22 protein-coding genes are annotated in these 25,856 nt (G+C 71.2%); 14 read left to right on the top strand and 8 right to left on the bottom strand.

The genetic code is table 11. The features are described from left to right. The first annotated feature begins 50 nt into the window (after positions 1-50). The 6 genes from ASF68_RS07895 to ASF68_RS07870 all read left to right on the top strand — a co-directional run bounded on the left by ASF68_RS07895 (position 51) and on the right by ASF68_RS07870 (position 6,490). Positions 51-968 (top strand): DUF817 domain-containing protein, encoded by a 918-nt coding sequence (locus ASF68_RS07895; RefSeq protein ID WP_082455937.1) that lies wholly within the window; start codon positions 51-53, stop codon positions 966-968. A 104-nt stretch (positions 969-1,072) separates the two neighbouring features. Then, positions 1,073-2,872 carry a cell wall metabolism sensor histidine kinase WalK gene (locus ASF68_RS07890; RefSeq protein WP_056009031.1) on the top strand — a complete coding sequence of 600 codons (1,800 nt, stop codon included), beginning with the start codon at positions 1,073-1,075 and terminating at the stop codon, positions 2,870-2,872. Between the two features lie 52 nt (positions 2,873-2,924). Then, the gene (gene clpS / locus ASF68_RS18955; protein WP_056009029.1) at positions 2,925-3,209 is read left to right on the top strand and encodes an ATP-dependent Clp protease adapter ClpS; all 285 of its coding nucleotides are present in this window, start codon (positions 2,925-2,927) and stop codon (positions 3,207-3,209) included. Further along, positions 3,206-3,772: a DUF2017 family protein gene (locus ASF68_RS07880; protein WP_056009027.1), complete on the top strand. Its 567-nt coding sequence runs from the start codon at positions 3,206-3,208 to the stop codon at positions 3,770-3,772. Before clpS ends, ASF68_RS07880 begins: the two co-directional genes overlap by 4 nt. 36 nt (positions 3,773-3,808) lie before the next feature. Then, entirely contained in the window at positions 3,809-5,014 is a 1,206-nt protein-coding gene (locus ASF68_RS07875) for a glycosyltransferase (RefSeq protein ID WP_056009024.1), read from the top strand. Between the two features lie 9 nt (positions 5,015-5,023). Further along, positions 5,024-6,490 (top strand): MGDG synthase family glycosyltransferase, encoded by a 1,467-nt coding sequence (locus tag ASF68_RS07870; RefSeq protein ID WP_056009021.1) that lies wholly within the window; start codon positions 5,024-5,026, stop codon positions 6,488-6,490. Between the two features lie 19 nt (positions 6,491-6,509). Here the strand turns inward: ASF68_RS07870 and ASF68_RS07865 are convergent, their stop codons facing one another. Then, complete coding sequence (locus tag ASF68_RS07865) at positions 6,510-8,762, bottom strand: glycoside hydrolase family 3 protein (RefSeq protein ID WP_056011584.1); 2,253 nt, start codon at positions 8,760-8,762, stop codon at positions 6,510-6,512. A 105-nt stretch (positions 8,763-8,867) separates the two neighbouring features. Between ASF68_RS07865 and ASF68_RS07860 the strand changes: the two genes are divergently transcribed. Beyond that, entirely contained in the window at positions 8,868-9,536 is a 669-nt protein-coding gene (locus tag ASF68_RS07860) for an ABC transporter ATP-binding protein (protein WP_056009017.1), read from the top strand. After that, positions 9,533-11,272, top strand: coding sequence for a hypothetical protein (locus ASF68_RS07855; protein ID WP_056009014.1), 1,740 nt, complete (start codon positions 9,533-9,535; stop codon positions 11,270-11,272). The genes ASF68_RS07860 and ASF68_RS07855 overlap by 4 nt, the downstream gene beginning before the upstream one ends. Before the next feature lie 118 nt (positions 11,273-11,390). Here the strand turns inward: ASF68_RS07855 and ASF68_RS07850 are convergent, their stop codons facing one another. After that, complete coding sequence (locus ASF68_RS07850; protein ID WP_162239347.1) at positions 11,391-12,392, bottom strand: iron-siderophore ABC transporter substrate-binding protein; 1,002 nt, start codon at positions 12,390-12,392, stop codon at positions 11,391-11,393. A gap of 290 nt (positions 12,393-12,682) precedes the next feature. On the opposite strand from ASF68_RS07850, the gene ASF68_RS07845 reads away from it, so the two are divergent. Beyond that, the gene (locus tag ASF68_RS07845) at positions 12,683-13,255 is read left to right on the top strand and encodes a hypothetical protein (protein ID WP_157580253.1); all 573 of its coding nucleotides are present in this window, start codon (positions 12,683-12,685) and stop codon (positions 13,253-13,255) included. A gap of 416 nt (positions 13,256-13,671) precedes the next feature. Then, complete coding sequence (locus tag ASF68_RS18695; RefSeq protein WP_157580251.1) at positions 13,672-14,082, top strand: hypothetical protein; 411 nt, start codon at positions 13,672-13,674, stop codon at positions 14,080-14,082. A 193-nt stretch (positions 14,083-14,275) separates the two neighbouring features. Here the strand turns inward: ASF68_RS18695 and ASF68_RS07835 are convergent, their stop codons facing one another. The 4 genes from ASF68_RS07835 to ASF68_RS07820 are packed head-to-tail and all read right to left on the bottom strand — an operon-like array spanning position 14,276 to position 18,146. After that, complete coding sequence (locus ASF68_RS07835) at positions 14,276-15,079, bottom strand: ABC transporter ATP-binding protein (protein ID WP_056009000.1); 804 nt, start codon at positions 15,077-15,079, stop codon at positions 14,276-14,278. Position 15,080: 1 nt separating this feature from the next. Next, a complete protein-coding gene (locus ASF68_RS07830) occupies positions 15,081-16,124 on the bottom strand; it encodes an iron chelate uptake ABC transporter family permease subunit (RefSeq protein WP_056008997.1) in 1,044 nt (347 codons plus the stop codon). Next, positions 16,121-17,191 (bottom strand): iron chelate uptake ABC transporter family permease subunit, encoded by a 1,071-nt coding sequence (locus ASF68_RS07825; RefSeq protein ID WP_082498530.1) that lies wholly within the window; start codon positions 17,189-17,191, stop codon positions 16,121-16,123. The genes ASF68_RS07830 and ASF68_RS07825 overlap by 4 nt, the downstream gene beginning before the upstream one ends. A 4-nt stretch (positions 17,192-17,195) precedes the next feature. Further along, on the bottom strand, positions 17,196-18,146 hold the full coding sequence (locus ASF68_RS07820; protein ID WP_082498529.1) for a siderophore-interacting protein: 951 nt from the start codon (positions 18,144-18,146) through the stop codon (positions 17,196-17,198). A 121-nt stretch (positions 18,147-18,267) separates the two neighbouring features. On the opposite strand from ASF68_RS07820, the gene ASF68_RS07815 reads away from it, so the two are divergent. The 4 genes from ASF68_RS07815 to ASF68_RS07800 all read left to right on the top strand — a co-directional run bounded on the left by ASF68_RS07815 (position 18,268) and on the right by ASF68_RS07800 (position 22,863). Then, positions 18,268-20,430, top strand: a complete 2,163-nt coding sequence (locus tag ASF68_RS07815; RefSeq protein WP_082455933.1) for an ATP-dependent Clp protease ATP-binding subunit — start codon at positions 18,268-18,270, stop codon at positions 20,428-20,430. A gap of 228 nt (positions 20,431-20,658) precedes the next feature. Continuing rightward, positions 20,659-21,636, top strand: coding sequence for a PrsW family glutamic-type intramembrane protease (locus tag ASF68_RS07810; protein ID WP_056008994.1), 978 nt, complete (start codon positions 20,659-20,661; stop codon positions 21,634-21,636). Positions 21,637-21,729: 93 nt separating this feature from the next. Further along, entirely contained in the window at positions 21,730-22,149 is a 420-nt protein-coding gene (locus ASF68_RS07805; RefSeq protein WP_056008991.1) for a hypothetical protein, read from the top strand. Between the two features lie 60 nt (positions 22,150-22,209). Further along, the gene (locus tag ASF68_RS07800) at positions 22,210-22,863 is read left to right on the top strand and encodes a DUF1345 domain-containing protein (RefSeq protein ID WP_235526771.1); all 654 of its coding nucleotides are present in this window, start codon (positions 22,210-22,212) and stop codon (positions 22,861-22,863) included. Between the two features lie 126 nt (positions 22,864-22,989). Here ASF68_RS07800 and ASF68_RS07795 read toward each other — a convergent pair whose 3' ends face one another. Both ASF68_RS07795 and acs read right to left on the bottom strand, forming a co-directional pair. Beyond that, positions 22,990-23,571 (bottom strand): nitroreductase family protein, encoded by a 582-nt coding sequence (locus tag ASF68_RS07795; RefSeq protein WP_056008984.1) that lies wholly within the window; start codon positions 23,569-23,571, stop codon positions 22,990-22,992. A gap of 79 nt (positions 23,572-23,650) precedes the next feature. Next, positions 23,651-25,747 (bottom strand): acetate--CoA ligase, encoded by a 2,097-nt coding sequence (gene acs / locus ASF68_RS07790; RefSeq protein WP_056008981.1) that lies wholly within the window; start codon positions 25,745-25,747, stop codon positions 23,651-23,653. Positions 25,748-25,856: the final 109 nt, after the last annotated feature.

The following is a 25,856-nucleotide window of genomic DNA, read 5'->3' as shown; positions in this document are numbered from 1 at the left end:
GGCGTCCCGGGTCCCAGCCCGGGTGCGGGCCGGGCCCGTATGCTGGCCCGATGTCCGAGCCGCCCACGCCAGCAGACGCAGCTGGTCGCGGTTCCCGTCGGACGGGCCGGCACGAACTCACCGCGGTCGAGCGGTGGATCGACGACCGCGCGAACCGGCTCCTGCGGGACGCCCCCGGCGGCGGCGGGCGTGCACGGCTCGTCGAGTTCCTCGTGTTCGGCGCGAAGCAGGCCTGGGCGTGCGTCTTCGGTGCCGCGATGCTCCTCGTCATCGTCGCCGCCCGGCTCTGGTACCCGGACGACGTCTGGCTCGCACGGAACGACGCCCTCGTCGTCGCCGCCGTCGTGATCCAGGTGGTCATGATCGCCACCCGGCTGGAGACCGGCCGCGAGCTGTGGGTGATCGTCCTGTTCCACCTCGTCGGGACGGGCATGGAGCTCTTCAAGACGGGTGTCGGGTCCTGGGAGTACGACGGCGGCGGGGTCCTCCATCTCGGAGCCGTCCCGCTGTACACGGGGTTCATGTACGCGGCGGTCGGCTCGTACCTGGTGCGCGTGTACCGGCTGTTCGACCTCCGGTTCGACCGCTACCCGAGCGTCTGGCTGACCACCCTGATCGCCGCGGGCATCTACGTCAACTTCTTCAGCCAGCACTACGTCGTCGACCTGCGGTGGGTGCTGCTCGCGGCCGTCCTCGTCGTGTTCGCCCGGACGATCATGCACTTCCGGGTCTTCCGGCGGACGTACCGGATGCCGGTGCTGCTCGCCTTCCTCCTCGTCGCCGGCTTCATCTGGATCGCCGAGAACATCGGGACCGTCACCGGTGCCTGGCTCTACCCGAACCAGGAGGACGGGTGGCAGCTCGTGCCGCTCACGAAGCTCGTGTCGTGGTTCCTGCTCATGATGATCTCCGTCGTGATGGTGACCTGGGTCTACCCGCCGAAGCGGCCGGACCCCCGCCCGGCCTGAACGGCCGCCGACCGGGGATTGTCGGGCGTGTCCCCGTACCAGGTAGGGTTCCGAAGTGAGCGGCCCGATCCCGGTGCCCCGCTCGTCCACTCCGGAGAGCAGCCATGGCCCAGCGTCAGCCCCAGGACCCACGGTTCCGCGAACGTGCCGGCGCCCAGCCACGTCCCGTTCAGGCGCATGCAGCGCGGCCGGGCCCCGCTCGGCCGCAGCCGTCGCAGCCGGCTGCTGCTCGGCCGGATGCCGCCCGTCCTTCCGCGACGCCGGCCGTCGGCATCACCGTCCCCGCTGCGGCCGCCGCGCCCCTGCCCCGGACGAACCACCTCTTCGCCGGCGCGCAGTTCGCGTTCATCACCTCGATCGTGATGCTCGGGGTCTACATCGGCCTGACCTCGACGTGGACGCTCCTGGCACCCGACTTCCTCATCGGGCTCTCCCTCACGGCCGCAGCGACCTCCCTGCTCTTCGCCGTGCCGCCGGCGGGCGCCCTCCGCGGCCTGCTCGTGCTCGTGCCGACCATCGACATGCTCGCCGTGGCGTTCTTCCGCGACACCCTGCCGAACCTGCCGACGTCCGGTCTCCTGCTGGTGATCCCCGTCCTCTGGCTGGCCGGCGGGTTCGGGGTCTCCGCCCTGCCCGTACCGGTGTTCGGGGCGATCTTCGTCTCCCTCGTCCCCGTCGCGCGTGCCGGATCCTGGCCGACGACGCCCGGCGGCTGGGGTGCGCTCTGCATCCTGCCGGCGCTCGTCCTCATCATGACCGTCACGGTGCATCTGGCCGCACGGCAGCTCCGCGCCCATGAGGGGCGCGCCCGGATCGCGCTCGCCGCGGCGACCGAGGCGGCGGCGGTCGCGACGACGGTCTCGGAGTCCGTCGACGCCGCCGTGGTCTTCTTCCGCCCCGACGGTTCGGCCGCGCTCCGCAACCAGGCGACGTACGAACAGGCCGCGCTGGCGGGGTTCGACCCGAAGACCCGGTCTGGCGTCCACGTGTACGGGGCGGATCGGACGACGAAGCTCCGGCCCGAACAGCAGGTCATCAACCGGGCGCTGCGCGGGGAGAGCTTCCGCGGCGAGCTCTACTGGGTGGGCGAACCGGGCGACCAGCGCGCCATCATCGGGAACGCGCGACAGGTGCACACCGAGGACGGCACCTTCATCGGGACGATCACCGTCGGTCACGACGTCACCGACCTCGCCAACGCGGTGGCGTTGCGGGAGGCGTTCCTCATCGACGTCTCCCACGAGCTCCGCACCCCGCTGACCTCGATCATCGGCTACCTCGACCTCCTCACCGAGGGGCACGACCTCAAGGGACTCGGCCTCGAGCGCGAGGTCGCGACGATCCAGCGCAACGCCGAGCAGCTGTACGCGATCATCGGCGACCTCCTCGCGGCCGGTGATGCGGAGATGCGGGTACGCATCGCGCTCACCGACCTCGGCGACATCGCCAGGGAGAGCGTGGCGGCGATCCTGCCGCGCGCCTCGGAGGCCGGGGTCGCCGTCCGCGCCGAGGTCCCACCGCACGTCGAATTGGAGGGCGACGGGTCGAGGCTGCGTCAGGTCCTCGACAACCTGCTCTCGAACGCGGTGAAGTACACCCCGCGGGGTGGGCGCGTCGTGCTGACCGTCTCCGCGGACGACGACACCTCGACCGTCACCGTCGCGGACACCGGCATCGGCATCTCGCCGGACGACCAACGCCAGCTCTTCGACCGCTTCTTCCGGGCCAGGGAGGTCCGCGACGAGGCGCAGCCGGGTGTGGGCCTCGGCCTGTCGATCGTGAAGTCCATCACCGAGGCGCATCACGGGTGGATCACGGTGTCGAGCCGTCCGGGCCGTGGCTCCACGTTCACCGTGACCCTGCCACTGCGCCAGCCGCGCGCCGGCACCCCCGCCACCGCCTGAATCGGTCGTCCGCGGGGAGGCACAGCCGCACGCATCGTGGGAGGCTTGGAGGATGGCGCAGATCCTCGACCAGCCGATCGTCGACGAGGCGACCCTCACCATGCAACCGTGGGTCACCATCGTGTGGAACGATCCGGTGAACCTCATGTCCTACGTCTCGCTCGTGTTCCGCAGCTACTTCGGCTACACGCACGAGGAGGCCGAACGACTCATGCTCGCCGTGCACCACGAGGGCCGCGCCGTCGTCGCGACCGGCAACCGCGAGGAGATGGAGCGCCACGTCGAGGCCATGCACGGCTACGGGCTCTGGGCCTCCCTCGCGAAGGCCGACGCGTGAGCGCCTTCGTCCGGCCCCCGGCCGGGCCCGTCGTGCTGCGGCTCGACGAGCAGGAGACCTCGATCCTCGGCCAGCTGGCCGGGCAGCTCGTCGAGATGCTCGAGGACGCGACCCGTGCCGGTCTCGCGAACGCCGTCGAACTCGACCCCGCGATGGCCCGTCTGGTGCCGGAGGGCTACCGCGACGACCCGGAGGCGGCCGCCGAGTTCCGTCGCTTCACCGCCGACGACCTCGTCGGCGGGAAGGTGGACGCCGCCCGGACCGTGCTGGCCGCGCTCACGACGGACGACGGTGACCCCTCGGTGTCCGGTGCATCGACCGGAGCCGAGGACGGCGCAGCGGTCACGCTCGAGGGCGAGACGGCGTGGACGTGGTTGCGGTTCCTCAACGACACCCGACTCACCATCGCCGCTCGGCTCGGGATCGAGGAGGACGACGCCGAGGGCTTCGAGCCGCCGACGCCCGAGACGGACGACGAGCAGGACCCGCAGCTCATGCTCGCCATCTACTCCTGGCTCGGCTACCTGCAGGAGTCGATCGTCGCGGTGCTCGACGAAGCCTGAGCGGCTGCGCGAGCGCCACGGGTAGCCTTGGGGACCATGCACATCCTCGTCTTCAGCGACCAGCATCCCGAGTCGTCCGGCGGGGCCCAGGTCTCGATCCGCCTGCAGCGGCGCTTCCTGGAGGCGGCCGGTCACACCGTGACGGTCTGTGCACCGCGGATGCACCAGACCCATGACGACGACCCGCACTACCTCGACACCCCGTCGATCCCCATCACGCTCGACCGCGAGTACTCCATGACCGTGCCCGGTCGCCTCACCGACCGGTGGCTCGACGCCCGTCTGGCCGCGCTGCCGCCGGTCGACGTCGTGCATGTGCAGGCCGACTTCTGGCAGGCGCTCACCGCCTACCGGTACGCCGAGCGGCACGGGATCCCGGCCGTGCACACGATGCACAACCGGATGGACGTCGGGATCGAGCAGACGATGCCGGCCCCCGGGCTCGTCATCGGTGCTCTCTCGTGGTGGCAGCGCCGGGTGCTCCGTCCCCGTCTCTCGACCCTGCCCACCGGCGTGTGGGCCTACCTGCAGGAGTTCGCGAAGCGCGCGGCCGTCGTCATCGCGCCGTCCCATCACTTCGCCCGGGTCCTCCGCGAGCAGGGCGTCACCGCGGGCGCCGAGGTGCTCTCGACGGGTGTCGACGACGCGGTCCTCGACGAGATCCTCGACGAACGCGCCACGACGCTCCAGGTGCCGCACCGGCTGCCGTCCTTCGTCTGGATCGGTCGGTTCAGCCAGGAGAAACGGCTCATGGAGTTCCTCGAGGCCGTCCGGCTGGCCGAGGTCGACGCGGTGTTCCGCCTGTACGGCGCGGGCCTCCTGCTGTCGAAGGCGCAGGCGTTCGTCGCGGAGCACGACCTCGCCGACCACGTCGTCTTCGCCGGGCGCGTGTCCTACCCGGATTCGCTCCGCGCCATCGCCGACGCCGACGCCCTCGTGCAGACCTCGATCGGATTCGAGACGCAGGGCATGACCGTGTTCGAGGCCGCCGCCTTCGGCACGCCGTCGATCATCAGCGATCCGAACATCGCCGCCGAACTGCCCGCCGGCACGATGTGGCAGCCCGCGGACGGTGGCGTCGAGGCGCTCGCCGCATCGATCCGCCGCGCGGTGGCCGACATCGACGCCGGCACGGCACCCGTCGTCCCGTCGGAACTCGCGCGCACCCTCCGTCAGTCGACCCAGACCACCCGACTCATCGCGCTCTACGAGGCTGCGGCGGCTGGTGGGGCGGCGCGCTAGCATCGCCTCATGCAGCGGACGACGACACGGGACCCCGCCACGGTCGGCCACGAGCGCGTCCTGATCCTGTCGGCGGGGGTCGGTTCCGGCCACAACAGTGCGGCCGCCGCCGTGGAGCAGGCCTGCCTCGAGCGCGCGGACGTCGGCGAGGTCCAGGTCCTCGACGTGCTGCAGGCGAGCACCTCGCTGTACCGCGACGTCCTCGGCAAGGGCTACTTCGTGCTCGTCGAGGAGACGCCGTGGCTGGTGGAGTGGGGCTACGACATCAGCGACGCCCCGTTCCGGCGTCGCGGCCCGCTCGACCCGTGGACCCGGGCGAACGCCATGCCCGTGGTCGCGGCGATCAAACGGTTCAAGCCGACGGCCATCGTCTGCACCCACTTCCTCCCGGCCCAGCTGCTCGCGTCGCTCATCCTGCGCGGCACCGTGGACGCGCGGACCGCCGTCGTGACCACGGACTACGACTTCCAGGGCCTGTGGTTGACGAGCGCCTTCCACTCGCTGTCGCTCGCCCGGGAGGAGGGGCGTGTGCAACTGACCGCACTCGGTCTCCCGCCCGACCGGGTCGCCGCCACCGGCATCCCGATCGCCGCCCAGCCGAGCACCCCGGCCGAACGTGATCCGAGTGCTCCACCCGCGCTGCTCGTCTCCGCGGGGGCCTCGGGCGGCGACTACGCGCTCGCGGTCGTCCGACAGACGCTGCACCTGCGCTCGCCGTTCACGGCCACGATCGTGTGCGGCCGGAACGACGCGCTCCGGCACCGCATCGAGGAGCTCATCGCGCCCACGGACGAGCGGTACACGGTGCTCGGCTTCACGGACGAGATGCCGCAGCTGCTCCACCGGGCAGATCTCTTCGTCGGCAAGCCGGGAGGCCTGTCGGCGTCGGAGTGCATGGCGGCCGGGCTCCCGATGGTGCTCGTGAACCCCATCCCCGGGCAGGAGGTCCGCAACGGCGACTACCTCATGGAGCAGGGCGCTGCGGTCCGGTGCAACACCGCGACGACGATCGGCTGGAAGATCGACGAGATCCTCCGCGAACCGGGGCGGCTGCAGCGGATGCAGGCGGCCGCGCGGCGCATCGGCCGCCCGGACGCCGCGCGCGACGTCGTCGGACGGTTGCTCGACGGACCGTCACGGCCGTTCGTCGTGACCAGGGCGGCGCAGAAGACGATCTTCGACGCGAGCGCCCGTCGCGTCGTCGCGAGCGAGTTGAGCGGGGAGGCGGCACTCGTCCGCCTCGTCGACCCGATCGCCGAGAGCACGGTCGCCCTACTCCGCGCTCGCGAACTGGACGAGCTGCAGCAGCGCTACACCGGCCCGGACGGCACGCTCGTCCTGCGCCGCGACGACGCCGTCCTGTCCGTCCGCCGCGACACGCAACGACTCCTGCGCGCCGTGCTCGGCCATGATGACGAGCTGGCCGTGAGGGTGGACGGGCTCGCGGAGTCCGAGTCGCGGACGTCGCCGCGCTGAGCCGACCGACCGCCGCGGTTCAGCCGGCCGCGCCCTCGGTCGCGACGTCGTCCTCGGCTGTGGCGTCATCGTGCCGCAGTGCCACGGCCGACGACCAGTCGCCCGGGCTGTGCTGCGCGGCCTGGAGCATCCAGTCGCCCGGACGGGCCGACCAGCGCCGGGTGGCCGGGTCCCGTTCGAGCGTCGGCGTGGGGTCGAGGGTGACGCGGACGATCCGCTCCTCGTCCGGCTGCAGAGTCACCTTCCGGAACCCCAGCAGCTCGGAGACGGGTCGCGCCCTGGCCACGTCCGCTGCGTAGAGCTGGACGACCGTCGAACCCTCGCGGTCGCCGGTGTTCGTCACGCGGACCTCGGCGGTCCCACCCGAGGCGTCGAAGCGGTGGCCGAGCAGGCGATGGGCGATGGTCGTGTAGCCGAGCCCGAACCCGAACGGGAAGGCGGGCGTCCGGCCCTCATCGTCCAGTCGGCGTTGGCCCCAGCGGTCGTCGTACACGACGGCCTTGGCCGTGCGGTCGAACGGTGGGAGGTGCGCGGGGTCGGTCGGGATCACGAACGGCAGCCGCCCGCCGGGTTCGACCACACCGGTGAGGACGTCGGCCAGCGCTCGACCGCCCTCCATACCGCCGTACCAGGCGAGGACGAGGGCCGGGACGCGGTGGCGCCAGCTCTCGGTGAGGATCGCGCTGCCGCCGACGAGAACGACGACCGTCCGCGGGTTCGCGGCCGTCACGGCGAGGATGAGCCGCTCGTCCGAGGGGCGGAGCCGGAGCGAGGTGCGGTCGCCACCGCGCACGAAGCGCGACGCCAGGTGGGCGACCGCGGTGATGGCGCCACGCAGCCGGCCGGAGTCGAGGGCTGCCCCCAGCACACCCACGTCGACGCCGCCGGTGACGACCGACTCGCCCTCGTCGTGCTGGTCGAAGCCGACGACGACGATCGCCGTCTCGGCCGCCGCAGCCGCCGCGACGGTAGCCCGGACGTCGCGCGCCGGCGCGGTCGTGATGTCCACCTCGGGCAGGGCCGCCCGCAACCCCTGCAGCGGCGAGACCGTGGAGGGCGGGCGGACGCGCGAGGAGCCGTGGTCGCCGAGGTTCTCCTGGTCGGCGAGGCGACCGAGCACGGCGATCCGACGCGTCGTCGCCGGCAGCGGGAGGAGCGGTGTGCCGTCGACCGGGGCGTTGGCGAGGAGGACGATCGACTCCTCGGCGACGTGCCTCGCGAGCGCCCGGTGCGCCGATCCCGCCACGATGTCCGCCGGCGGTTCCGCCGGGGCGCGGGTCGCGGCGTGCAGGAGCGTGGTGCGCAGGATGCGTCGCGCGGACTGCAGGACGGTGGCGCGATCCAGGGTGCCTGCCCGCAGGGCGGCGGGCAGTTCGTGCGCCCGTCGCAGACGGAGCGGCATCTCCACGTCCATCCCCGCCTCGAGGCTCCCGACGGCGTCGTGGGTGCCGAAGACCCAGTCGCTCGTCACGAACCCGGTGAACCCCCACTCCTCGCGGAGGACCCCGGTGAGCAGCGGACGGTTGACGTCCATGTACTCCCCGCGCACCCGGTTGTAGGCGCTCATGACCGAGTCGGCTCCGGCGTCGACCACGGCCTTGAAGTGGGGGAGGTAGACCTCGTGCAGGGCGTGGTCGTCGACCGAGACGTCGACCTCGAAGCGTTCGTCCTCCATCGAGTTGAGGGCGAAGTGCTTCACGCAGGCCATCGTGTGCACCCGGACACCTCGGGTCATCGCCGAGCCCATCCGCCCCGTCAGCACCGGATCCTCGCCGTAGCACTCCTGCGCTCGACCCCAGGCGGGATGCCGGAGCAGGTTGACGCAGACGGAGGCCGAGTAGTTCGCGCCGCGGACACGGGTCTCCGCGCCGATGGCCGTCCCGACCTGCTCCTCCAACTCCGGATCCCAGGTGGCCGCGCGCGCCATCGTCACGGGGAAGGCCGTGGACGAGCCGATGACCACACCGCGGGCACCGTCGCTGAAGCGGATCCCCGGGATCCCGAGGCGGGGGACCGCGCCTGCCACGAACGGCCGACGGTGGAGCAGGAGGGGGATGAGGGGCAGCAACCGCCGCGGGGAGTCGCCGTCGAGCAGCCCGAGGAGTTCCCGGTCGGTCAGCCGTGCGATGAGGCGATCGGCACCGGCGTCGGCGTCGATCCGTCCGTCGCGGATCTGCCGGACGAGCTCGTCGTAGGCGTCCGGGTCGGGTGATCCGCCTGCGCGGCGCTGTCTCGGCGGACGGGCGTTCCGACGCCCGGTGACGATTCCCATGCTCTGCATTCTGCACCCTCGTCGGACCCATCCGGCGCGAGGGCGATCACTCGGATCCGTCGCGCGGCGGAGGACACCCGGGCACCCGCCTGACAGGATGGAACGATGTCGGAACACGTGGGGGGACCGGCTGCCGAGACGCAGCCGCTGATCGAGGCCGACGAGGTCAGCGCCGTGATCGACGGCGAGACCCTGCTGGCGCCGACGGACATCCGGGTCGAGCGGGGGATGGCGCTCGCCGTCCGAGGACGCAACGGCTCCGGCAAGACGACCCTGCTCCGGATCCTCAGCGGCCGGATGCGCCCGTCGAGCGGCACCGCGACGATCGGCGGCCGGACGATCGACGATCGCGACCGCACGGTCCGACGATCGGTGTCCGCGCTCGTGGGCACGCCCGCCTACGCTCCCGACCTGACGCTCCGCGAACACCTGCGCTACATCTCCACCACCTGGGGTGTCACCGGGGGCGCGGCCGACGATGCCGCCGACGAGCTGCTCGCCGAGCTGCGCATCGACGCGCTCGCGCGACGGTTCACGACCGAACTGTCCTCGGGCCAGTCGCAGATGTTCGCCCTCGCGACGGCACTCGTGCGGCCCTTCGACGTACTCATCCTCGACGAACCCGAGCAACGCCTCGACGCCGAGCGGCGGGCACTGGTCGCCGATCGCATCGTCCTCGCGAAGGAACGCGGAGCGGCGGTCGTCTTCGCAAGCCACGACCCCGGACTCATCGAGCGGATCGCCGACGAGGCGATCACGGTCGAAGCCCCGTGACCACCCCCGACGTCGGCACGGCGCGCGAGGACCGTCGCGTCTTCAGCGCGAGCCGCGCGGTCCTCGCCGCGCGCGACGGTCGCCCACGGGCCACCGACATCGCGTTCGTCCTCTACGCCGGGCTGCTGACCGCCCTCATCGCGGGTGCGCCGCTCGTCCGGTTCGCGGTGCTCGGACTGATCGAACCCGATGCCGCCGGCGTGGTGTCGGCCGTCCGCCCCGGGGTGGTCGCGCTGATCGCGGCGGTCACGACGATCGTCGTCGTGCTCGGCGCGCGGTCGCGTGGCCCGGTCGTGCCCCGCCCGATGTCCGTGCAGTTCCTCGCGGACTCGCCGCTCCCCAGGCGACTGACCTTGCGCCGGCCCTTCGTCGGCTCCGTCCTCGCGCTGACGGGGCTCTCGGTCCTGGCGGCCGGGGTGGTCGGCCTGTCGCGCCTCCTGGTGTCGGGGGAGCCCGCCGCCGTCTCCGTCGGGGCGGCAGCCGAGAGCGCTTCGCTGATCGGCGTCTCCGGCCCGACCTCACCCGCCGCCGTCGTCGCCCTCCTCATCGGTGCCGTCGGGTTCGCGCTCCTGCTCTCGGTGGCCTGGCTGGTGGGCCAGCAGGGGTCACGGCGCACCGTCGCGGTCGTCGCCTCCATCGCCGGTGGTGCGGGGATCCTCGGGCTCCTCGTCCCCGGTGGGCTGCTCCTCTCCCCGTGGGGGTGGTTGGGACTGCTCTGGTCGCCCGTCGTGGGCGGCGTCGAGAGCCTCGTGCTCGGGAGCGCCCTCGCGACCGGTGACTGGGCGGCACTGTTCACCTGGGGTGGCGGCGGCTCGTTCGCGGTGGTCGGCGTGCCGGTCGTGTGGTGGCCGGCGGTGGCCCTGGTCCTCCTCGGACTCCTCGCGCTCCTGCTCGTCCCGCGCGAACTGGACCGCCTCCGGAGTGGGCCCCTGCTCGAGCAGGCGTTGCGGTGGCAGCGCGTCGGGATGATGGTGCAGAGCGGTGACGCCTCCGGTGCCGTCGGCGGCCTGCGCGCCTCGCCGACGCGGGGCCGTCGGATCCCGCTCCGGATGAGTGGTCCGTTCTGGCTCGTCGTCCTCCGCCGATCGCTCGTCGGCGCGCGCCGCACGCCGGGACGGATGCTGCTCGGCTCGTCGGTGCTCGTCGCGTCGGGAGCCGCGGTCGTCGTCGCGCTCGGTCTCCCGGACGGCGTTCGGTGGATGCTCGCCCTCCCGGCCGTGTTCGGCGCCTACCTCGCGGTCGGCGTGTGGTGCGATGCCGTTCGGCACGGGATCGACAGTGCCGGTGCTCCCACCCTCTACGGTCGGAGCCCGCGTGCGCTCGTCCTCGCCGGTGCCGTCGCGCCCCTCGTCGCCGTGCTCGGGTTCGGCGGCGTCGGCGCCCTGCTCGGTCTCCTGCTGGCCTCGACCTCCGGCGGGACCCTGCTCCTGCAACCGCTGGGGTGGTGGCTGCTGCTCGGGCCCTGGCTCGTCGTGCTGCGGGTTTTCGACGCCGCGAAGGGGCCGCTGCCGATCGGCCTGCTCATGCCGATCCCGACCCCGGTCGGTGACGTCTCGTCGTTGAACGTCCTCATCTGGCAGTCGGACGCCGTCCTGTTGGCGTTCCTCGTCGGTGGAGGGCTGACGGTGCTCTTCCCGGTGTCTGCAGGGGTGGCCGTCGCGCTGCTCCTCGCCGCCCTGCTGCTCGTCGGGTTGCTGGGCGCGATGCGGGTGCGGACGCTGGTGCGGCCGGCCTGAGCGACGCCGGCCTGACTCGTCTGACGCGCTGCGTCGCCCCCGGAGCGCACGAGAGCCGGAGGGAACACACGGTTCCGTCCGGCTCTCGGGTGCGGCCCCTTGCGGGGTGCCGCTGTGCCTACTTCGCGACCTTGGCGGCGGCCTCGGCGAGCTTCGGGACGAGCTGCTCGAGGACGACGGGGATGCTCAGCACCGATGCGGCGCTGTAGGCCTGCGTGAGCTCGTCGGTCGGGTCGAGGACGATGGCGCGGCCGTCCTGCACGACGGGGAGGCTCGCGAGGAGGGGGTCAGCGGTCGTCTCGGCGGCGGTGAAGCCGATCGGGAGCATGACGGCGATGTCGGCGTCGAAGGCGGAGACATGCTCCGCCGACACGGCTGCGTAGAAGCCGGCCGTCTCGAGGTCGAGGACGGCGGGGTTCTGTCGGAAGCCGAGGTCGGCGAGGATGTCGAAGCGCCCGTCGCCCTCGAGGTAGGCACCGTAGGCGTCGCCGAACTTCGTCGCGGCGACCGCGGTGAGGCCGGCGAACTCCTGGTGGAGGTCTGCGGCTTCGTTGATGGACTGCTTCGTGGCGGACACGAGCGCGTCGCCCTCCTGGGTCTTGCCGAGCGCAGCGGCGACCTGCTCGAGCTGGACGTCCCACGGGGTCGCGAACGCGGCGGTGCCCTTCGGTGCGAAGACCGTCGGGGCGATCTTGGAGAGTCGCTCGTACTGCTTCTCGTCGCCCGCGGAACGCGTGTTGAGGATGAGGTCGGGCTCGAGGGCCTGGATCTGTTCGTAGTTGACGGTGTCGCCGCTGTCCTCGATGATCTCCGGGGTGACGTCGCCGAAGAGCTCCGTCGCCCATGGGCCGACGCCCTTGTTGTCGGCTCCGAGGGACTGCCAGTCGTAGACGCCGACGGGCACGACGCCGAGGGAGAGCGCCATCTCCGCGTCCGACCAGCCGAGTGCGACGACGGTGAGGTCGCCGGCGGGTTCGGGGACCGTCACCTGGCCGAACATCGTGTCGACGGTGCCGAGCGTGCCCGTGGACGCGTCGTCGGTGGAGGACCCGGCGGTGCAGCCGGCGAGGGCGAGGCCGGCGACCGCGAGCGCGGCGACGGCGGTGAGGGTGCGGGGCATGCGGCGCATGTTCTGCTTTCCGTAGAGAGTGCGGGGGATGAGGTAAGCCTAAGCTTCCCGGGTCACGTCCCGGTAACGACTGGTGGTTCGGCCAGCGCGGTGCGCTGACGCGAGCGCGGGTCTCTGAGCCGAGCGCGCCCCTCCGGAGGCCCGCGCTCACCTCCATAGGGCGCGCTCACGTCAGCGCACCGCGCTGGCGAAAGGGCCAGTTGCGCGGCATATGTCGGTGTAGGCATATCTGCTCTGTGGATAACCCCGGGAGGGTGGGGGAGCGCCCATAGCGTCGATGGATGCCAGTCACCCAACTTCCTCGCTCCATCCCCGCCCTCGCCCTCGTGACGTCGATCCTCGCCCTGACAGCGTGCACCGGCCCGGATCCGACACCCCCGTCGAGGAGCTCACCGCCGCCGGTGTTCGCGAACGAAGAGGAGGCGCTAGCGGCCGTTACGGAGACGTACGGTCGGTTCGTCGAGATCTCCAACACGATTGCCTCCGAGAAGGGGTCTCAACCCGAGCGGATCCTGGAGGTCATGTCGCCTGACGCAGCCACCGCCGAGATCGACGGATTCGGGATGCTCAGCGGTAGCGGGCTCGACTACATCGGCGCTGCTCGCGTCGACGGCGTTCGACTGCAGACCTGGAGTGCGAACCCTGATGCCGACGGGGTCCTCGCCTCTGCGCTGACCTGCCTCGACATCTCGGGCATGGACGTCGTCGACGCGACGGGCACCTCGGTGGCGCCACCGGATCGAGTCACGCGGCTGCCGTTCGCGATCGAGATCGGGAACGGCGTGCGCGACGGATCCTTCCTCATCACCAGCAAAGTTCTGCAGGAAGGAGCATCCGTATGCGACGGCGAATGATCGAGGTCATCCTCCCGTCTGTCCTCAGCCTCGCCCTCCTCGGGGTCGTCCTTCCGACCGAGTCCGCATCGGCTGCTTCAGACTGTTCGTTCGGGGGTGCAATCAGCGGTAGCTGTATCGGAGACGGGTCCGTGATCATCGGCGGATCCGATACGCGACCCGGAACCGGCGGTGGTGGTGGAGATGCCGGAGGGCAGGACGAGGACGCCTCGGCCGTCGGCGATTCTGACGAGGACCGAGAGGTCGTCGTCTGCCCGATATTCCATCCACGGGATTGCTCGATCATCTACCCACCGCTTCGGCCGGAGGAGCCAGTCGATGAACAGGCACCCGCCGCACAACCGGTCACGATCCGGGACCTCATCAGCTTCGCGCCCGCTGCCCCGACCGTCACCACCGAACCAGGGGGCTGGGGTGTGCGCGGGCTGCACACGAACGTGATCGCCGGTGCATCAGGCCACACCCGCTCGGGCACTTTGCTCGGTCAGACGGCGGAGGTGAACTTCATCCCCGTCGGGTTCACCATCGACTACGGCGACGGCACCACCGTCACCAGCAGCACCGGTGGTGCCACCTGGGCGTCCCTCGGGCTCCCCGAGTTCTCCAAAACGCCGACCAGTCACCGGTACACGACCGTCGGGTCCAAGACGATCGCTGTGGAGGTGGAGTACGCGGCCGAGTACCGGGTCGGCGACAGCGGTTGGCTTCCCGTGATCGGGACCCTGACCATCCCGACGGACACTCCGCACCCCATCCAGATCGTCCGCAACGCGACGGTCGGTGTCGACAAGCCCTGCCGACCCGGCACACCCGCCCTCGGCTGCTGAACCCCGCACCGGTTCACTGCCGTGAGCGCGCCCCGGCGGCGTGAGCGCGCCTCTCCGGAGGCCCGCGCTCACGTCACCGGGGCGCGCCCGTGCCCGCAGCACCGCGCTCGCGTCAGCGCACCGTGCCCGCAGCACCGCGCTCACACCAGCGCACCGCGCCGACACCACCCGCCCGCAACGAAGACGGGTCGGGTCAGTGCGCGCCCATGAGGGGGATGACCAGCGGCGTGTGCGACTCGGGGTCGTCGATGATGCGGCAGCGGAGCCCGAAGACCTCCTCCACGAGGTCGGCGGTCACGATGTCGGCCGGCGCCCCCTGGGCGACCACACGACCGTCGCGCATCGCGATCAGGTGCGTCGCGTACCTGGCCGCCTGGTTCAGATCGTGCAGCACCGCGACGAGCGTGCGGCCACCCTCCTGGTTGAGGCGGGTGAACAGGTCGAGGAGCTCCACCTGATGGGTGATGTCGAGGAACGTCGTCGGCTCGTCGAGCAGCAGCAACGGGGTGTCCTGAGCGAGCGCCATCGCGACCCACACCCGTTGACGCTGGCCACCCGACAGCTCGTCGACGAGCCGACCGGACAGCTCGGTGACGTTCGTCGCCTCCATCGCCGCGATCACCGCCGCCTCGTCAGCCGCCGACCAGCGCTTGAGGATCGACTGATGCGGGTACCGCCCGCGCGACACGAGGTCGATCACCGAGATGCCGTCAGGGGCGATCGACGTCTGCGGCAGCAGGCCGATGCGCTTCGCGACCTCCTTCGACGGGTACCGCGTGATCTCCTGACCGTCGAGCAGCACGTGCCCCTGCGTCGGCTTGAGCAATCGGGCCAGGGCACGGAGGAGCGTCGACTTGCCGCAGGCGTTCGGGCCGACGATGACGGTGAACGAGTCGTCGGGGATCGAGAGGTCGAGCTCTTGGATGATCGTCCGCTGGTCGTAGCCGACGCGGAGGCCGGAGCCGGCGAGTCTCGGGGTGGGGGATTCGGTCTTCATGTCAGCGCTTTCCCGCCTGCGTGATGAGCAGGGCGATGAGGTAGATGCCACCGAGGGTCACGGTCACCGCACCGACCGGCAGCGCGGCCGGGGCGATGATCCGCTGGGCCACGACGTCGCTCACGAGGAGCAACGCCGCGCCCATGGCGGCCGAGGGGACGAGGGTGATGCCGGCCGACTTCGTCAACCGACGCGCGAGTTGGGGTGCGGCGAGGGCGACGAAGACGATCGGACCGGCGACCGCGGTCACGGTCGCGGTCAGGGCGACCCCGACGACGAGCAGCAGCAGTCGCGTGCGCTCGACCGGGATGCCGAGCGCCTTCGCGATGTCGTCGCCGAGTTCGAGCATGCCGAGCCGACGCGACAGGAGTCCGAGCATCGGCACCAGGACGGCGACCGCGATCGTCACCGGGACGACGTCGCTCCAGCCGAGGTCGGCCAAGGAACCCATGCCCCAGCTCGCCGCCGCGATCGCCGCGTTGAGGTCCGCGCGCAGCTGCAGGTAGTCGTTGAAGGCGTTGAGGACGGCGCTGATCGCGATGCCGATCACGATGAGCCGGAACCCCTGGACGCCCCGCGACCAGGCGAGGACGTACACGACGAGGGCGGTCGCGAGCCCGCCGACCAGTGCGCCCGTGACCGTCGCGGCATAGCCACCGCCGACGACGAGGGTGACGATGAGCGCACCCGTGAAGGCGCCGGAGTTGAAGCCGATGATGTCCGGGCTGCCGAGCGGGTTGCGGGTGATCGACTGGAAGATCGCCCCGGACAGCCCGAGGGCGATCCCGCCGACCACCGCGATCACCACCCGGGGCAGCCGCCACTCCAGCACGATCCGCAGCACGCTCTCCGAACCGTCACCCGCGAACGCCGCGAGGAGCTTGTCGAGCGGGATGCGGTACTCGCCCTGGGTGAGCGCGAACGCCCCGACGGCCAGGACGATCACGGACAGGATCGCGACGACGACGAGCTCGCGCCGATGCACCACCCAGCTGATCGGACCGAGGCGCACGGTGCGGCGCCCCGGCTCGGCGAACGCCGTCACAGCCCCTGCGCCTTCGACCGGCGGATCAGCACGATGAGCACGGGCGCCCCGATGAACGCGGTCACGATCCCGACGGGCATCTCACCCTGCACGGCCACCCGCCCGAGGAGGTCGGACAGCAGGAAGATGATCGGGGCGAACACCATCGTGAACGGCAGCGTCCAGCGCTGGTCCGGGCCGACGACGGCCCGGGCGAGGTAGGGCGACATGAGCCCGAGGAACGCGATCGGCCCGGCCGCCGCGGTGGCCGAACCGCACAACAGGGTGATCGCGACGACCGACAGCACACGCGTCCGGAGGACCTTCGTGCCGAGCGAGGTCGCGAGGTCGTCCCCGAGGGCGACGGCGTTGAGCGACCGGGAGACGACGAGCGCGAGCAGAGCGCCGACGACGAGGAACGGCAGCACCCCCAGGAACACGTCCAGCTGACGGTTCTGCAGGGAGCCGGCCTGCCAGAAGCGGATCTTGTCGAAGATGTCGGGGTTCCGGATGGTGATGGCGAAGGTGACGCCCTGCAGCGTTGCGGAGAGGGCGACTCCGGCCAGGACGAGGCGCACCGGGGTGGCGCCCGCCCGCCCACGCGAGCCGATCACGTAGACCACGACGGACGCGACACCCGCACCGGCGAACGACCACCAGACGTAGGAGCCGAGGTCCGCCGTCCCGGCGATGGCGACGGCCAGGACGACCGCCAGGTACGCCCCCGCGTTGACGCCGAGGATGCCGGGGTCGGCGAGCGGGTTGCGGGTGACCGCCTGCATCATCGCCCCGGCGAGACCGAGCGCCGCACCGACGCCGATCGCGAGGAGCATGCGCGGCACGCGGAACCCGGTCACGAGGATCGCGTTCGTGTCGCCGCCGCCCTGGGTGAGCGCCCGCCACACCTCCGACACGCTGATGGTTCCCGAACCGATGAAGAGGCTCGCGGCGGCGATGCCCGCGAGGAGGAGGATCGCCGCGACGAGCAGGAGCCAGCGCGCGGTCGTCGTCCGGGCGATCCCCGTCGAGGCCTCGCGGGCGCGGGCCGCCGCGGTCGGGAGCCGCAGGCTGTCGAGGTCGGCGCTCACCGGCTCATCGGTTGTCTTCGGCCCTGCCGTGGCGCCAGTAGCCCATGAACGCGACCGACTTGCGGTCGACGCCGCATCCGGAGACGAGGTGCCTGCGCAGCGTCTTGATGGCGGAGGCTTCCCCCGCCAGCCAGGCGTAGAGCGGCGCGCTCTCGAGGACCGGCCCTCCGGTCGCGTTGACGGGCGCCTCCCAGAGCAGCTGGGTGTCGACGTCGACGTCCTCGAGGGCGGGCTGCGTGGCGATCGTCGCGGTGTCGACCGACGGTGCGAGACGCCCGGCGATCCGCTCGACCTCGGGGATGAGGAGGGTGCCGACGGGCTGGGTCCCGCGGGGGAGCACGATGAGCTCGACGCCGTCGGGCTTCGTGGAGAGGGCGGCGACGTCGTCGGCGTGGGGGAGTTCGACGACGGCGATCCCGCGGGTGGTGTCCGGCAGGCTCTCGAGGATGCCGGCGATCGCCGGGAGTGCCGTCTCGTCACCGGCGAGGAGGACCTGATCGACCGTCGCGGGGGCGTGCCAGTCGATGCCGCCCGCCGCCACGGCGGACCGCGCGTTCGGGACGTTGACGATGAGCTCGTCGCCCACCTCGGCGTCCATCGCCCAGGAGGAGGCCGGTCCGACGCGGCCGTGGATGGCGATGTCGACGTCGAACTCAGCGAGCTCCGGCCGGACCTCGCGGATCGTGTAGGTCCGCATCGGGTGACGCTTGTCGTTGGGCAGCATCCGCCAGGCCTGGTACCAGTCGTCGTGCATGGGTAGCTCGTCGAACCCGGTGTCGGGCAGCGGGAAGAGCAGTTTGATGCGCTGATCGTGGCGGTTGTCCGCGATGTGCTGGACCTCGGGACCGGTGAACGTGAACCGCCGATAGCTCGGGCTCACCTGCTCGATCCGCCGGACGACGGCTGCGAGGAGGATGAAGATCGAGTCGGGGGTCTGTTCACTGAGGCGAGGCATCGATAGGTAAGCCTACCCTTCGATGGGCTGGAGGGCACCTGTCGTGTGGATCTTGTCGCCCGCTCGGCACGGTGGTAAACTTGAGTCAGATTCACTCAAGTTTGAACAGGAGACCGTACCCATGCCAGCAGGCCAGACGCCTCAGCAGGAGGATCAGCGCAGCGCGCTCGAGCAGTACGGCGTCAACCTGACCGAGATCGCCGCGTCGGGCAAACTCGACCCGGTCATCGGCCGCGACGCCGAGATCCGTCGCGTGAGCCAGGTGCTCACCAGGCGCACCAAGAACAACCCCGTCCTCATCGGCGAACCCGGGGTCGGCAAGACCGCCGTCGTGGAGGGCCTCGCCCAGCGGATCGTCGCGGGCGACGTCGCCGACAGCCTCAAGGGCAAGCAGCTCGTGTCGCTCGACCTCTCCGCCCTCGTGGCAGGCGCCATGTACCGCGGGCAGTTCGAGGAGCGACTGAAGGCCGTCCTCAAGGAGATCGACGAGTCCGACGGCCAGATCATCACCTTCATCGACGAGCTGCACGTCCTCATGGGTGCCGGCGGCGGTGAAGGCTCCGTCGCCGCGGCGAACATGCTGAAGCCCATGCTCGCCCGCGGCGAACTGCGCCTCATCGGCGCGACCACCCTCGACGAGTACCGCGAGTTCGTCGAGAAGGACGCCGCCATGGAACGGCGGTTCCAGCAGGTCTTCGTCGGCGAGCCGAGCGTCGAGGACACCATCGCCATCCTCCGCGGGTTGAAGGAACGCTACGAGGCCCACCACAAGGTGGCCATCGCCGACAACGCGCTCGTCGCCGCCGCGTCCCTCTCCAACCGGTACATCACCTCCCGTCAGCTCCCGGACAAGGCCATCGACCTCATCGACGAAGCGGCCAGCCGGCTCCGCATGGAGATCGACTCCGCCCCGGTCGAGATCGACGAACTCCGACGCAGCGTCGACCGCCTGAAGCTCGAGGAGCTCGCGCTCAAACGGGAGAAGGACGACGCCTCGAAGGAACGCCTCGCCCGCCTGCGGGAGGACCTCGCCACACGACAGCAGGCACTCGGTGAGCTGCAGGCGCGGTGGGAGAAGGAACGCGCGAGCCTCAACCGGGTCGGCGACCTCAAGAAGCAGCTCGACGCCGCCCGCAGCAAGGCCGAACGCGCACAGCGCGAGGGCAAGCTCGAGCAGGCCTCCAAACTCCTCTACGCCGACATCCCGCAGCTCGAACGCGAATTGGCGATGGCGGAGTCCGCCGAGCAGGACGCCGACGGCGAGCCGAGGATGGTCAACGACCAGGTGACCGCCGAAGACATCGCGGCCGTGATCGCCGCCTGGACCGGCATCCCCGTCGGCCGGCTCCTGCAGGGCGAGACCGAGAAACTGCTGCACCTCGAGCAGGAGCTCTCCCGCCGACTCATCGGTCAGCACCGCGCGGTCGCCGCCGTGTCCGACGCGGTCCGCCGCACCAGGGCCGGCATCTCCGACCCCGACCGCCCGACCGGTTCCTTCATGTTCCTCGGCCCAACCGGCGTCGGCAAGACGGAGCTCGCGAAGGCGCTCGCCGAGTTCCTCTTCGACGACGAGAAGGCCATGGTTCGGATCGACATGTCCGAGTACGGCGAGAAGCACTCGGTCTCCCGACTCGTCGGAGCCCCTCCCGGGTACGTCGGCTACGAGCAGGGCGGTCAGCTGACCGAGGCCGTGCGTCGGCGCCCGTACTCGGTGGTGCTGCTCGACGAGGTGGAGAAGGCGCACCCGGAGGTGTTCGACATCCTGCTCCAGGTGCTCGACGACGGGCGACTGACCGACGGTCAGGGCCGCACGGTCGACTTCCGGAACGTGATCCTCGTGCTGACGTCGAACCTCGGCTCGCAGTACCTGATGGACGCCTCGCTCTCCCTCGAGCAGAAGGAGGAGGCCGTCCAGCAGCTGGTGCGCCAGGCGTTCAAGCCGGAGTTCGTGAACCGGCTCGACGACATCGTCGTGTTCCAGCCGCTCAGCGAGGAGGAGCTCGGCCAGATCGTCGAGCTCTACATCGACCGCCTGCAGCGCCGCCTCGGCGAACGTCGACTGCATCTGGCCGTGACCCCCGATGCCCGGGCCTGGCTCGCGGAGCGCGGGTACGACCCGATGTACGGCGCCCGTCCGCTGCGTCGACTCATGCAGCGGGAGATCGACGACCGCCTGGCGCGGTCGATCCTCGACGGGTCGATCCGTGACGGCGACACGGTCCACGTCGGGCTGGCGCTCGACGGCGACGGCTTGACGGTCGAGCGCGCGGAGGTCCCGGCCTAGCGTTGCCCGGTCGTCGCGGCCGGCGCGGTGCGCTGACGCGAGCGCGACCCTGTGACGTGAGCGCGCCCCTCCGGAGGGACGCGCTCACGCGTGTACCCCGCGCTCACGCGACAGCACCGCGCTGGCCACCACCCCCGAATGGGGGAGGAACCCCCTGTCGTGCGACGGGCGACGCGCACTAGCGTGATCCTCGCGATGGGCCCGATCGGCGCGCCCTGAGAGGACCCGATGTCACACGCAGCCCCGAGCACGACCCCTGAGGCGATCGAACCGCCAGCCCCGATCTGGCGACGCCGCCACGCGATCACCTGGTTCTTCTTCGGCGGGCTGGGCCTCTGGGCGTTCCTCCTCCTCGTGCCGCACGTGCTCCTCGGGAACCCGGCGGTCATCCCCGCCTGGATCCTCCTCGGCTCCGGCCTGGCCGCGGCGACGCTGCTCCTCGTGATGGTGCGACGCCTCCAGCCGGGCGATGGAGTCACCATCCCCGTCCTGCTGTGGGCGGTGCTCGTCGGCGGATTCGTCGCGATCTCGCTCGGCAGCACCTTCGACTCCCTCATCGGCGTGGCCGCGACCGATCTGCACGACAACCCGCGCGACGTCGGTCTGTTCTTCGCCGGGGTCGCTGAGGAACTCGCGAAGATCATCGCGGTCGTCATCCTCGCCTGGCGCCTGCCGCGCAAGACCGCTCGCGGCGGCCTCTTCGTGGGCGGGGCCGTCGGCATCGGCTTCGCGGTCCTCGAGAACCTCTGGTACATCGGGCAGGGCTGGGCGCAGGGCGTCGAGGACACGCAGAAGCTGGCCGCCGGCGCGACTCCGATCGAGACGATCATCGCCCACCCGTCGTTCGAGGCGGCTCGAGCGGCCGTCGGGAGGACGATCTTCGATCCCGTCGGTCACCCGCTGTGGACGGCACTCCTGGCCGCCGCGGTGTTCGCCGCCGCCCGCAACGGGCGCTTCCGCCTCACCGTCGGCGTCGTGCTCGCCTACCTGGGCGTCGCGCTCATGCACGGGCTGTGGGACGGCAACGCCGTGGTCTGGGGACTGCTCTTCCCCGACATGCCTGCCCTCGGTGTCCTCAGCCTGCCCACCCTCGTGGTCCTCGTCGTCGTGTTCGCCCTGGTCTGGCGGGCCTGGGCTCGTCGGATCAACCGCGAGGCCGGGGTGGTGTCGCTCCACGTTCCGCGTCGCCGGCGGACGAAGGCCTGACCGCCACGCCTCCTGCACCGCGCCCACTGGGCGTCGGGCGCGCGGGGGAGTAGCGTGAGGCGCACCCGATCCGAGTCACCCGAGGAGACGCCCATGCTGGGACGCAAGACCTTCGAACAGCGCGAGGTCGACCAGGCGAAGGCGATGATCGCCGCGCTCGTCGCCGGACGGGTGACCCTCGCCGAGGCCGGAGCGGATCCCGCCGCGGTGGCCGTGGTCGACCCCGAGTTCTTCACCGGCCTGACCCTCGTGCTCGACCGTCCCTTCGTCCACCGGGTGCGGTCGGTGATCGGGCGCGGGCCGAGCGCCCTCAACGAGCTGGAACTCATCGTCGAGTCGATCATCGGACACGAGCGGGTGTTCACGGTGGGAACCGTCCTGACGTACGCGGTGGAGGGCTCGTTCACCGGCCTCGTCCCCGGCGAGACGATCCGGCTGGGTGCCGAACCGTTCGAACGCCTCGCCGTCGGCGTCTTCGCCGAGCTGGAGGAGTTGTTCGTCGTACCGGCGTGAGCTGCGTCGTGGGCCGCGAGCCTGCACCGTGAGCCCGGCGGACGGTGCCACGATCAGCTCGTGAGCTCATCGACCCCAGAACCGATCATGGTGCGGCACGGCGCGAAACTCCGGCTGTCCGTCTCCGCCTGCATCGGCCTCGTCGTCGGCGTGGTCGCCGGGCTGCAGTGGTTCTGGGCGGGCGCGATCCTCGCCGGTTGGGGCGCCACCTGCGTCGTCTTCGTCGGATCGCTCTGGGTGCGGATCTGGCGGATGGGTCCCGAACGGACGCGCGAGCACGCGACGTCCGAGGAACCGGGGCGGACGACGAGCGAGGTGCTGATCGTCCTCGCGAGCGTCGGGAGCCTCATCGCGCTGAGCGTCGTCATCCTCCAGGCGCGCGCGTCGACCGGCGTCGAGCAGGGCGTGCTCGCGGGCTTCGCCGTGCTGAGCGTGGCGCTCTCCTGGGCGCTCATCCACACGATCTACACGCTCCGGTACGCGCGCATGTACTTCGCGGCACCGGAGGGCGGGATCGACTTCAACCAGGCGGAGGCCCCGCAGTACAGCGACTTCGCCTACCTCGCCTTCGACCTCGGGATGACGTACCAGGTCTCCGACACGACGCTCCGCACGAGCGAGCTGCGGCGCACGGTGCTGAAGCACACGCTCCTGTCGTACCTCTTCGGTTCCGTGATCCTCGCGACCGTGATCAACCTCGTCGCCGGGCTCTAGCGCCTCGCCCGTCGACAGGTGGTCCCTGAGCCTGTCGACGGGCCGGGACAGGGAACGACGAACGACGACTGCGCAGCCCGGCGGACCGGACTGCGCAGCAGCGAGAAGCAGGGTGGAGCGAGCGGACTACTCCTGGACGATCACGAGGTCGGCGATGGGGCGACGCTCGCGCGGAGCGCTCTCGCGGTCGCGGAGCATGCCTTCCGGCAGCAGCTCGGGCTCGCCGAGTTCGCCGAGGGCCGTGACGGTGAAGGGCAGCAGGCCGTCCGGCAGCGAGAAGGCCTCGCGGAGGCCATCGGCGGAGAACCCGGCCATCTGGTGGGCGAAGAGCCCGTCGCTGTGGGCCTGGACGCTCAGGTGCGCCATGGCCTGGCCGAGGTCGTAGATCGCCCACGGGCGCTCCTTGCCCTCGTCGTCGAGGGTCTCGGCGACGGCGACGACGAGCGCGCCCGCCTGGGCGGCCCACCCGCGGTTGAACGGCACCAGCTGCTCGGCGATCTTGTCGAACGTCTCCGTGCCCTTCGTGCCGACGATGAACCGCCAGGGCTGGCTGTTGTTGGCGCTCGGCGACCACCGTGCGGCTTCGAGCGCGGAGGCCAGCTTCGCCGCGTCGACGGGCTCGCTGACGAAGGCGCGGGGGCTCCAGCGGTCGGCGAGGACGTCGAGGATGGGGGCATCGGTCTGAGCGGTGCGGGTCACGATGGACATGGATCTCCAAAGGGGGACGGGGAACGGGACAGGGTCGGCGTCTCCATTGACGATGGATGCAACTGCATGCATCTGCGGGCTATTCCCCGGCCTGCGCGATTCGGGCGGCGGCCACGATCTCGGCGATCCGGTGGGGCGCGGACTCGTCCTGCAGTGACGTGGTGTCGCCGAGCGGACGGCGGTCGACGATGTCGCCGAGGAGGCGCCGCATGATCTTGCCCGACCTCGTCTTCGGGAGGTCGGGGACGACGAAGACGTCGCGGGGCTTGGCGATCGGCCCGATCTCGTTCGCCACATGCGCGCGGAGCGCCGCCTCCAGGCTCGCGGACCGCTCCAGCCAGTAGGCCTCATCGTCGGCCTCGGGCCCGTGCGAGCGCGAGGACGGGATGACGAAGGCCGCGATCGCGCTCCCGGTGATCGGGTCGTGCACCCCGACCACGCCGGCCTCCCCGACGTGCGGGTGCGAGACGAGGGCCGACTCGATCTCGATGGTCGACAGGCGGTGACCCGACACGTTGATGACGTCGTCGACGCGGCCGAGCACCCAGATGTCGCCGTCGGCGTCCCACTTGGCGCCGTCGCCGGAGAAGAAGTAGCCCTGTTTCCAGTACGTCGCCCAGTAGGAGTCGCGGTATCGCTCCGGGTTGCCCCAGACGGTGCGCGCGATCGAGGGCCCGAACCGGCTGACGACGAGGTACCCGCCGGAACCGTAGGGCACCGTCTCGCCCGCTTCGTCGACGACGAGCGCTTCGAGGCCGGGCAGGGCCCGGCTCCCGGAGCCCGGCTTGATCGTGGTCGCGCCGGGCAGCGGCGCGATGACGGCCGACCCCGTCTCCGACTGCCACCAGGTGTCGATGATGGGGGCCTCACCGCGCCCGATGCGCTCGCGGAACCACATCCAGGCCTCGGGGTTGATCGCCTCGCCGACGGTACCGAGCAGCCGGATGCTCGAGAGGTCGTGCTCGGGAGGCGGGCCCTCCGGGAACCAGGTCATGAGTGTCCGGATGAGCGTGGGCGCCGTGTAGTACGTCGTCACCCCGTAGCGTTCGATGATCTCGAAGTGCCTCGCCTGGTGCGGGGTGTTCGGCGTGCCCTCGTAGATGACCTGGGTGAGGCCGTTGGAGAGCGGCCCGTAGATCTCGTAGGTGTGGGCCGTGACCCAGGCGAGGTCGGCCGTGCACCAGTGGACGTCGTCGTCCTTGGCGTCGAAGACCGCCCAGTGGGTCCAGGACGCCTGCGTGAGATAGCCGCCGGAGGTGTGGACGAGGCCCTTCGGCTTCCCCGTCGTGCCGCTCGTGTAGATGATGAACAGCGGGGTCTCGGCGTCGAAGGCCTGGGCCTCATGGGTGTCGGGGGCGACGCCGACCGTGTCGTGCCACCAGACGTCGCGCCCGGGCGTCCACGGCACGTTCGGGGTCTCCTCGCCCGTCCGCGCCACCACGAGGACGTGCTCCACGGAGGGGACGCCGTCGACGGCGGCGTCGGCGTTCTGCTTGACCGGCACCGCGGAGCCGCGGCGGTACTGGCCGTCGGTGGTGATGAGGAGCTTCGCCTCCGTGTCCTCGACGCGGAACCGCAGTGCCTCCGCCGAGAAGCCGCCGAAGACGAGCGAGTGGATGGCGCCGATGCGGGCGACCGCGAGCGTCGCGATGACCGTCTCCGGGATGACGGGGAGGTAGATGACGACGCGGTCGCCCTGCCCGATGCCGAGTGCGGTCAGAGCGTTCGCCGCCTTCGAGACCTCGCGCTGCAACTCGGCGTAGGTGATCGAGCGGCGGTCGCCGGGCTCGCCCTCGAAGTGCAGGGCGACCTTGTCGCCTCGCCCGGCGTCGACGTGCCGGTCGACGCAGTTGACCGCGACGTTGAGCGTGCCCCCGGCGAACCAGGTCGCGGCGGGGACGGTGAGCTCCGGCGAGGGGTCGTCGGGATCGGAACCATCGACCGGCCGCGCAGGCTCCCAGGTGTGCGCCGTCTCCCAGGGGGTGACCCAGTCGAGTCGGCGCGCCTGTTCCTCCCAGAACGCGACGGGGTCGGCAGCGGCGCGCGCCCACTCGCCCGGCCCGACGTTCGCCTTGCGCGCGATGTCGGCGGGCGGCGCGTAGCTGCGGGTCTCGGCGAGCAGGTTCGCGATGGTCGCGGAGGCCGCGGCGGACGTCGATCCATCAGTGGGAGGCATGCTCCAACGCTACGGGGGCGGTGCCGGCCCGTGCCATCCCGCGGTCATCGGGCGTCATGCTCGCCCACCCCCGGGCGCTGTGGAGGAGGGTCGGGAGTAGCCTCGGAAC

Source organism: Plantibacter sp. Leaf314 (assembly GCF_001423185.1).
Classification (GTDB): domain Bacteria; phylum Actinomycetota; class Actinomycetes; order Actinomycetales; family Microbacteriaceae; genus Plantibacter.
Note: the sequence above shows the minus strand (reverse complement) of the source record. Positions and strands in the feature narration are given on the sequence as shown.

What these genes read in the sequence shown, in the direction of transcription:
- ASF68_RS07890 (WP_056009031.1), top strand. Translation starts at nt 1,073, where the DNA reads ATGGCCCAGCGTCAGCCCCAGGACCCACGGTTCCGCGAACGTGCCGGC.
- ASF68_RS07820 (WP_082498529.1), bottom strand. Translation starts at nt 18,146, where the DNA reads ATGCCTCGCCTCAGTGAACAGACCCCCGACTCGATCTTCATCCTCCTC.
- ASF68_RS07850 (WP_162239347.1), bottom strand. Translation starts at nt 12,392, where the DNA reads ATGCCCCGCACCCTCACCGCCGTCGCCGCGCTCGCGGTCGCCGGCCTC.
- ASF68_RS07895 (WP_082455937.1), top strand. Translation starts at nt 51, where the DNA reads ATGTCCGAGCCGCCCACGCCAGCAGACGCAGCTGGTCGCGGTTCCCGT.
- ASF68_RS07865 (WP_056011584.1), bottom strand. Translation starts at nt 8,762, where the DNA reads ATGGGAATCGTCACCGGGCGTCGGAACGCCCGTCCGCCGAGACAGCGC.
- ASF68_RS07870 (WP_056009021.1), top strand. Translation starts at nt 5,024, where the DNA reads ATGCAGCGGACGACGACACGGGACCCCGCCACGGTCGGCCACGAGCGC.
- ASF68_RS07805 (WP_056008991.1), top strand. Translation starts at nt 21,730, where the DNA reads ATGCTGGGACGCAAGACCTTCGAACAGCGCGAGGTCGACCAGGCGAAG.
- ASF68_RS07810 (WP_056008994.1), top strand. Translation starts at nt 20,659, where the DNA reads ATGTCACACGCAGCCCCGAGCACGACCCCTGAGGCGATCGAACCGCCA.
- ASF68_RS07835 (WP_056009000.1), bottom strand. Translation starts at nt 15,079, where the DNA reads ATGAAGACCGAATCCCCCACCCCGAGACTCGCCGGCTCCGGCCTCCGC.
- ASF68_RS07815 (WP_082455933.1), top strand. Translation starts at nt 18,268, where the DNA reads ATGCCAGCAGGCCAGACGCCTCAGCAGGAGGATCAGCGCAGCGCGCTC.
- ASF68_RS07845 (WP_157580253.1), top strand. Translation starts at nt 12,683, where the DNA reads ATGCCAGTCACCCAACTTCCTCGCTCCATCCCCGCCCTCGCCCTCGTG.
- ASF68_RS07875 (WP_056009024.1), top strand. Translation starts at nt 3,809, where the DNA reads ATGCACATCCTCGTCTTCAGCGACCAGCATCCCGAGTCGTCCGGCGGG.
- ASF68_RS07860 (WP_056009017.1), top strand. Translation starts at nt 8,868, where the DNA reads ATGTCGGAACACGTGGGGGGACCGGCTGCCGAGACGCAGCCGCTGATC.
- ASF68_RS07795 (WP_056008984.1), bottom strand. Translation starts at nt 23,571, where the DNA reads ATGTCCATCGTGACCCGCACCGCTCAGACCGATGCCCCCATCCTCGAC.
- clpS (WP_056009029.1), top strand. Translation starts at nt 2,925, where the DNA reads ATGGCGCAGATCCTCGACCAGCCGATCGTCGACGAGGCGACCCTCACC.
- acs (WP_056008981.1), bottom strand. Translation starts at nt 25,747, where the DNA reads ATGCCTCCCACTGATGGATCGACGTCCGCCGCGGCCTCCGCGACCATC.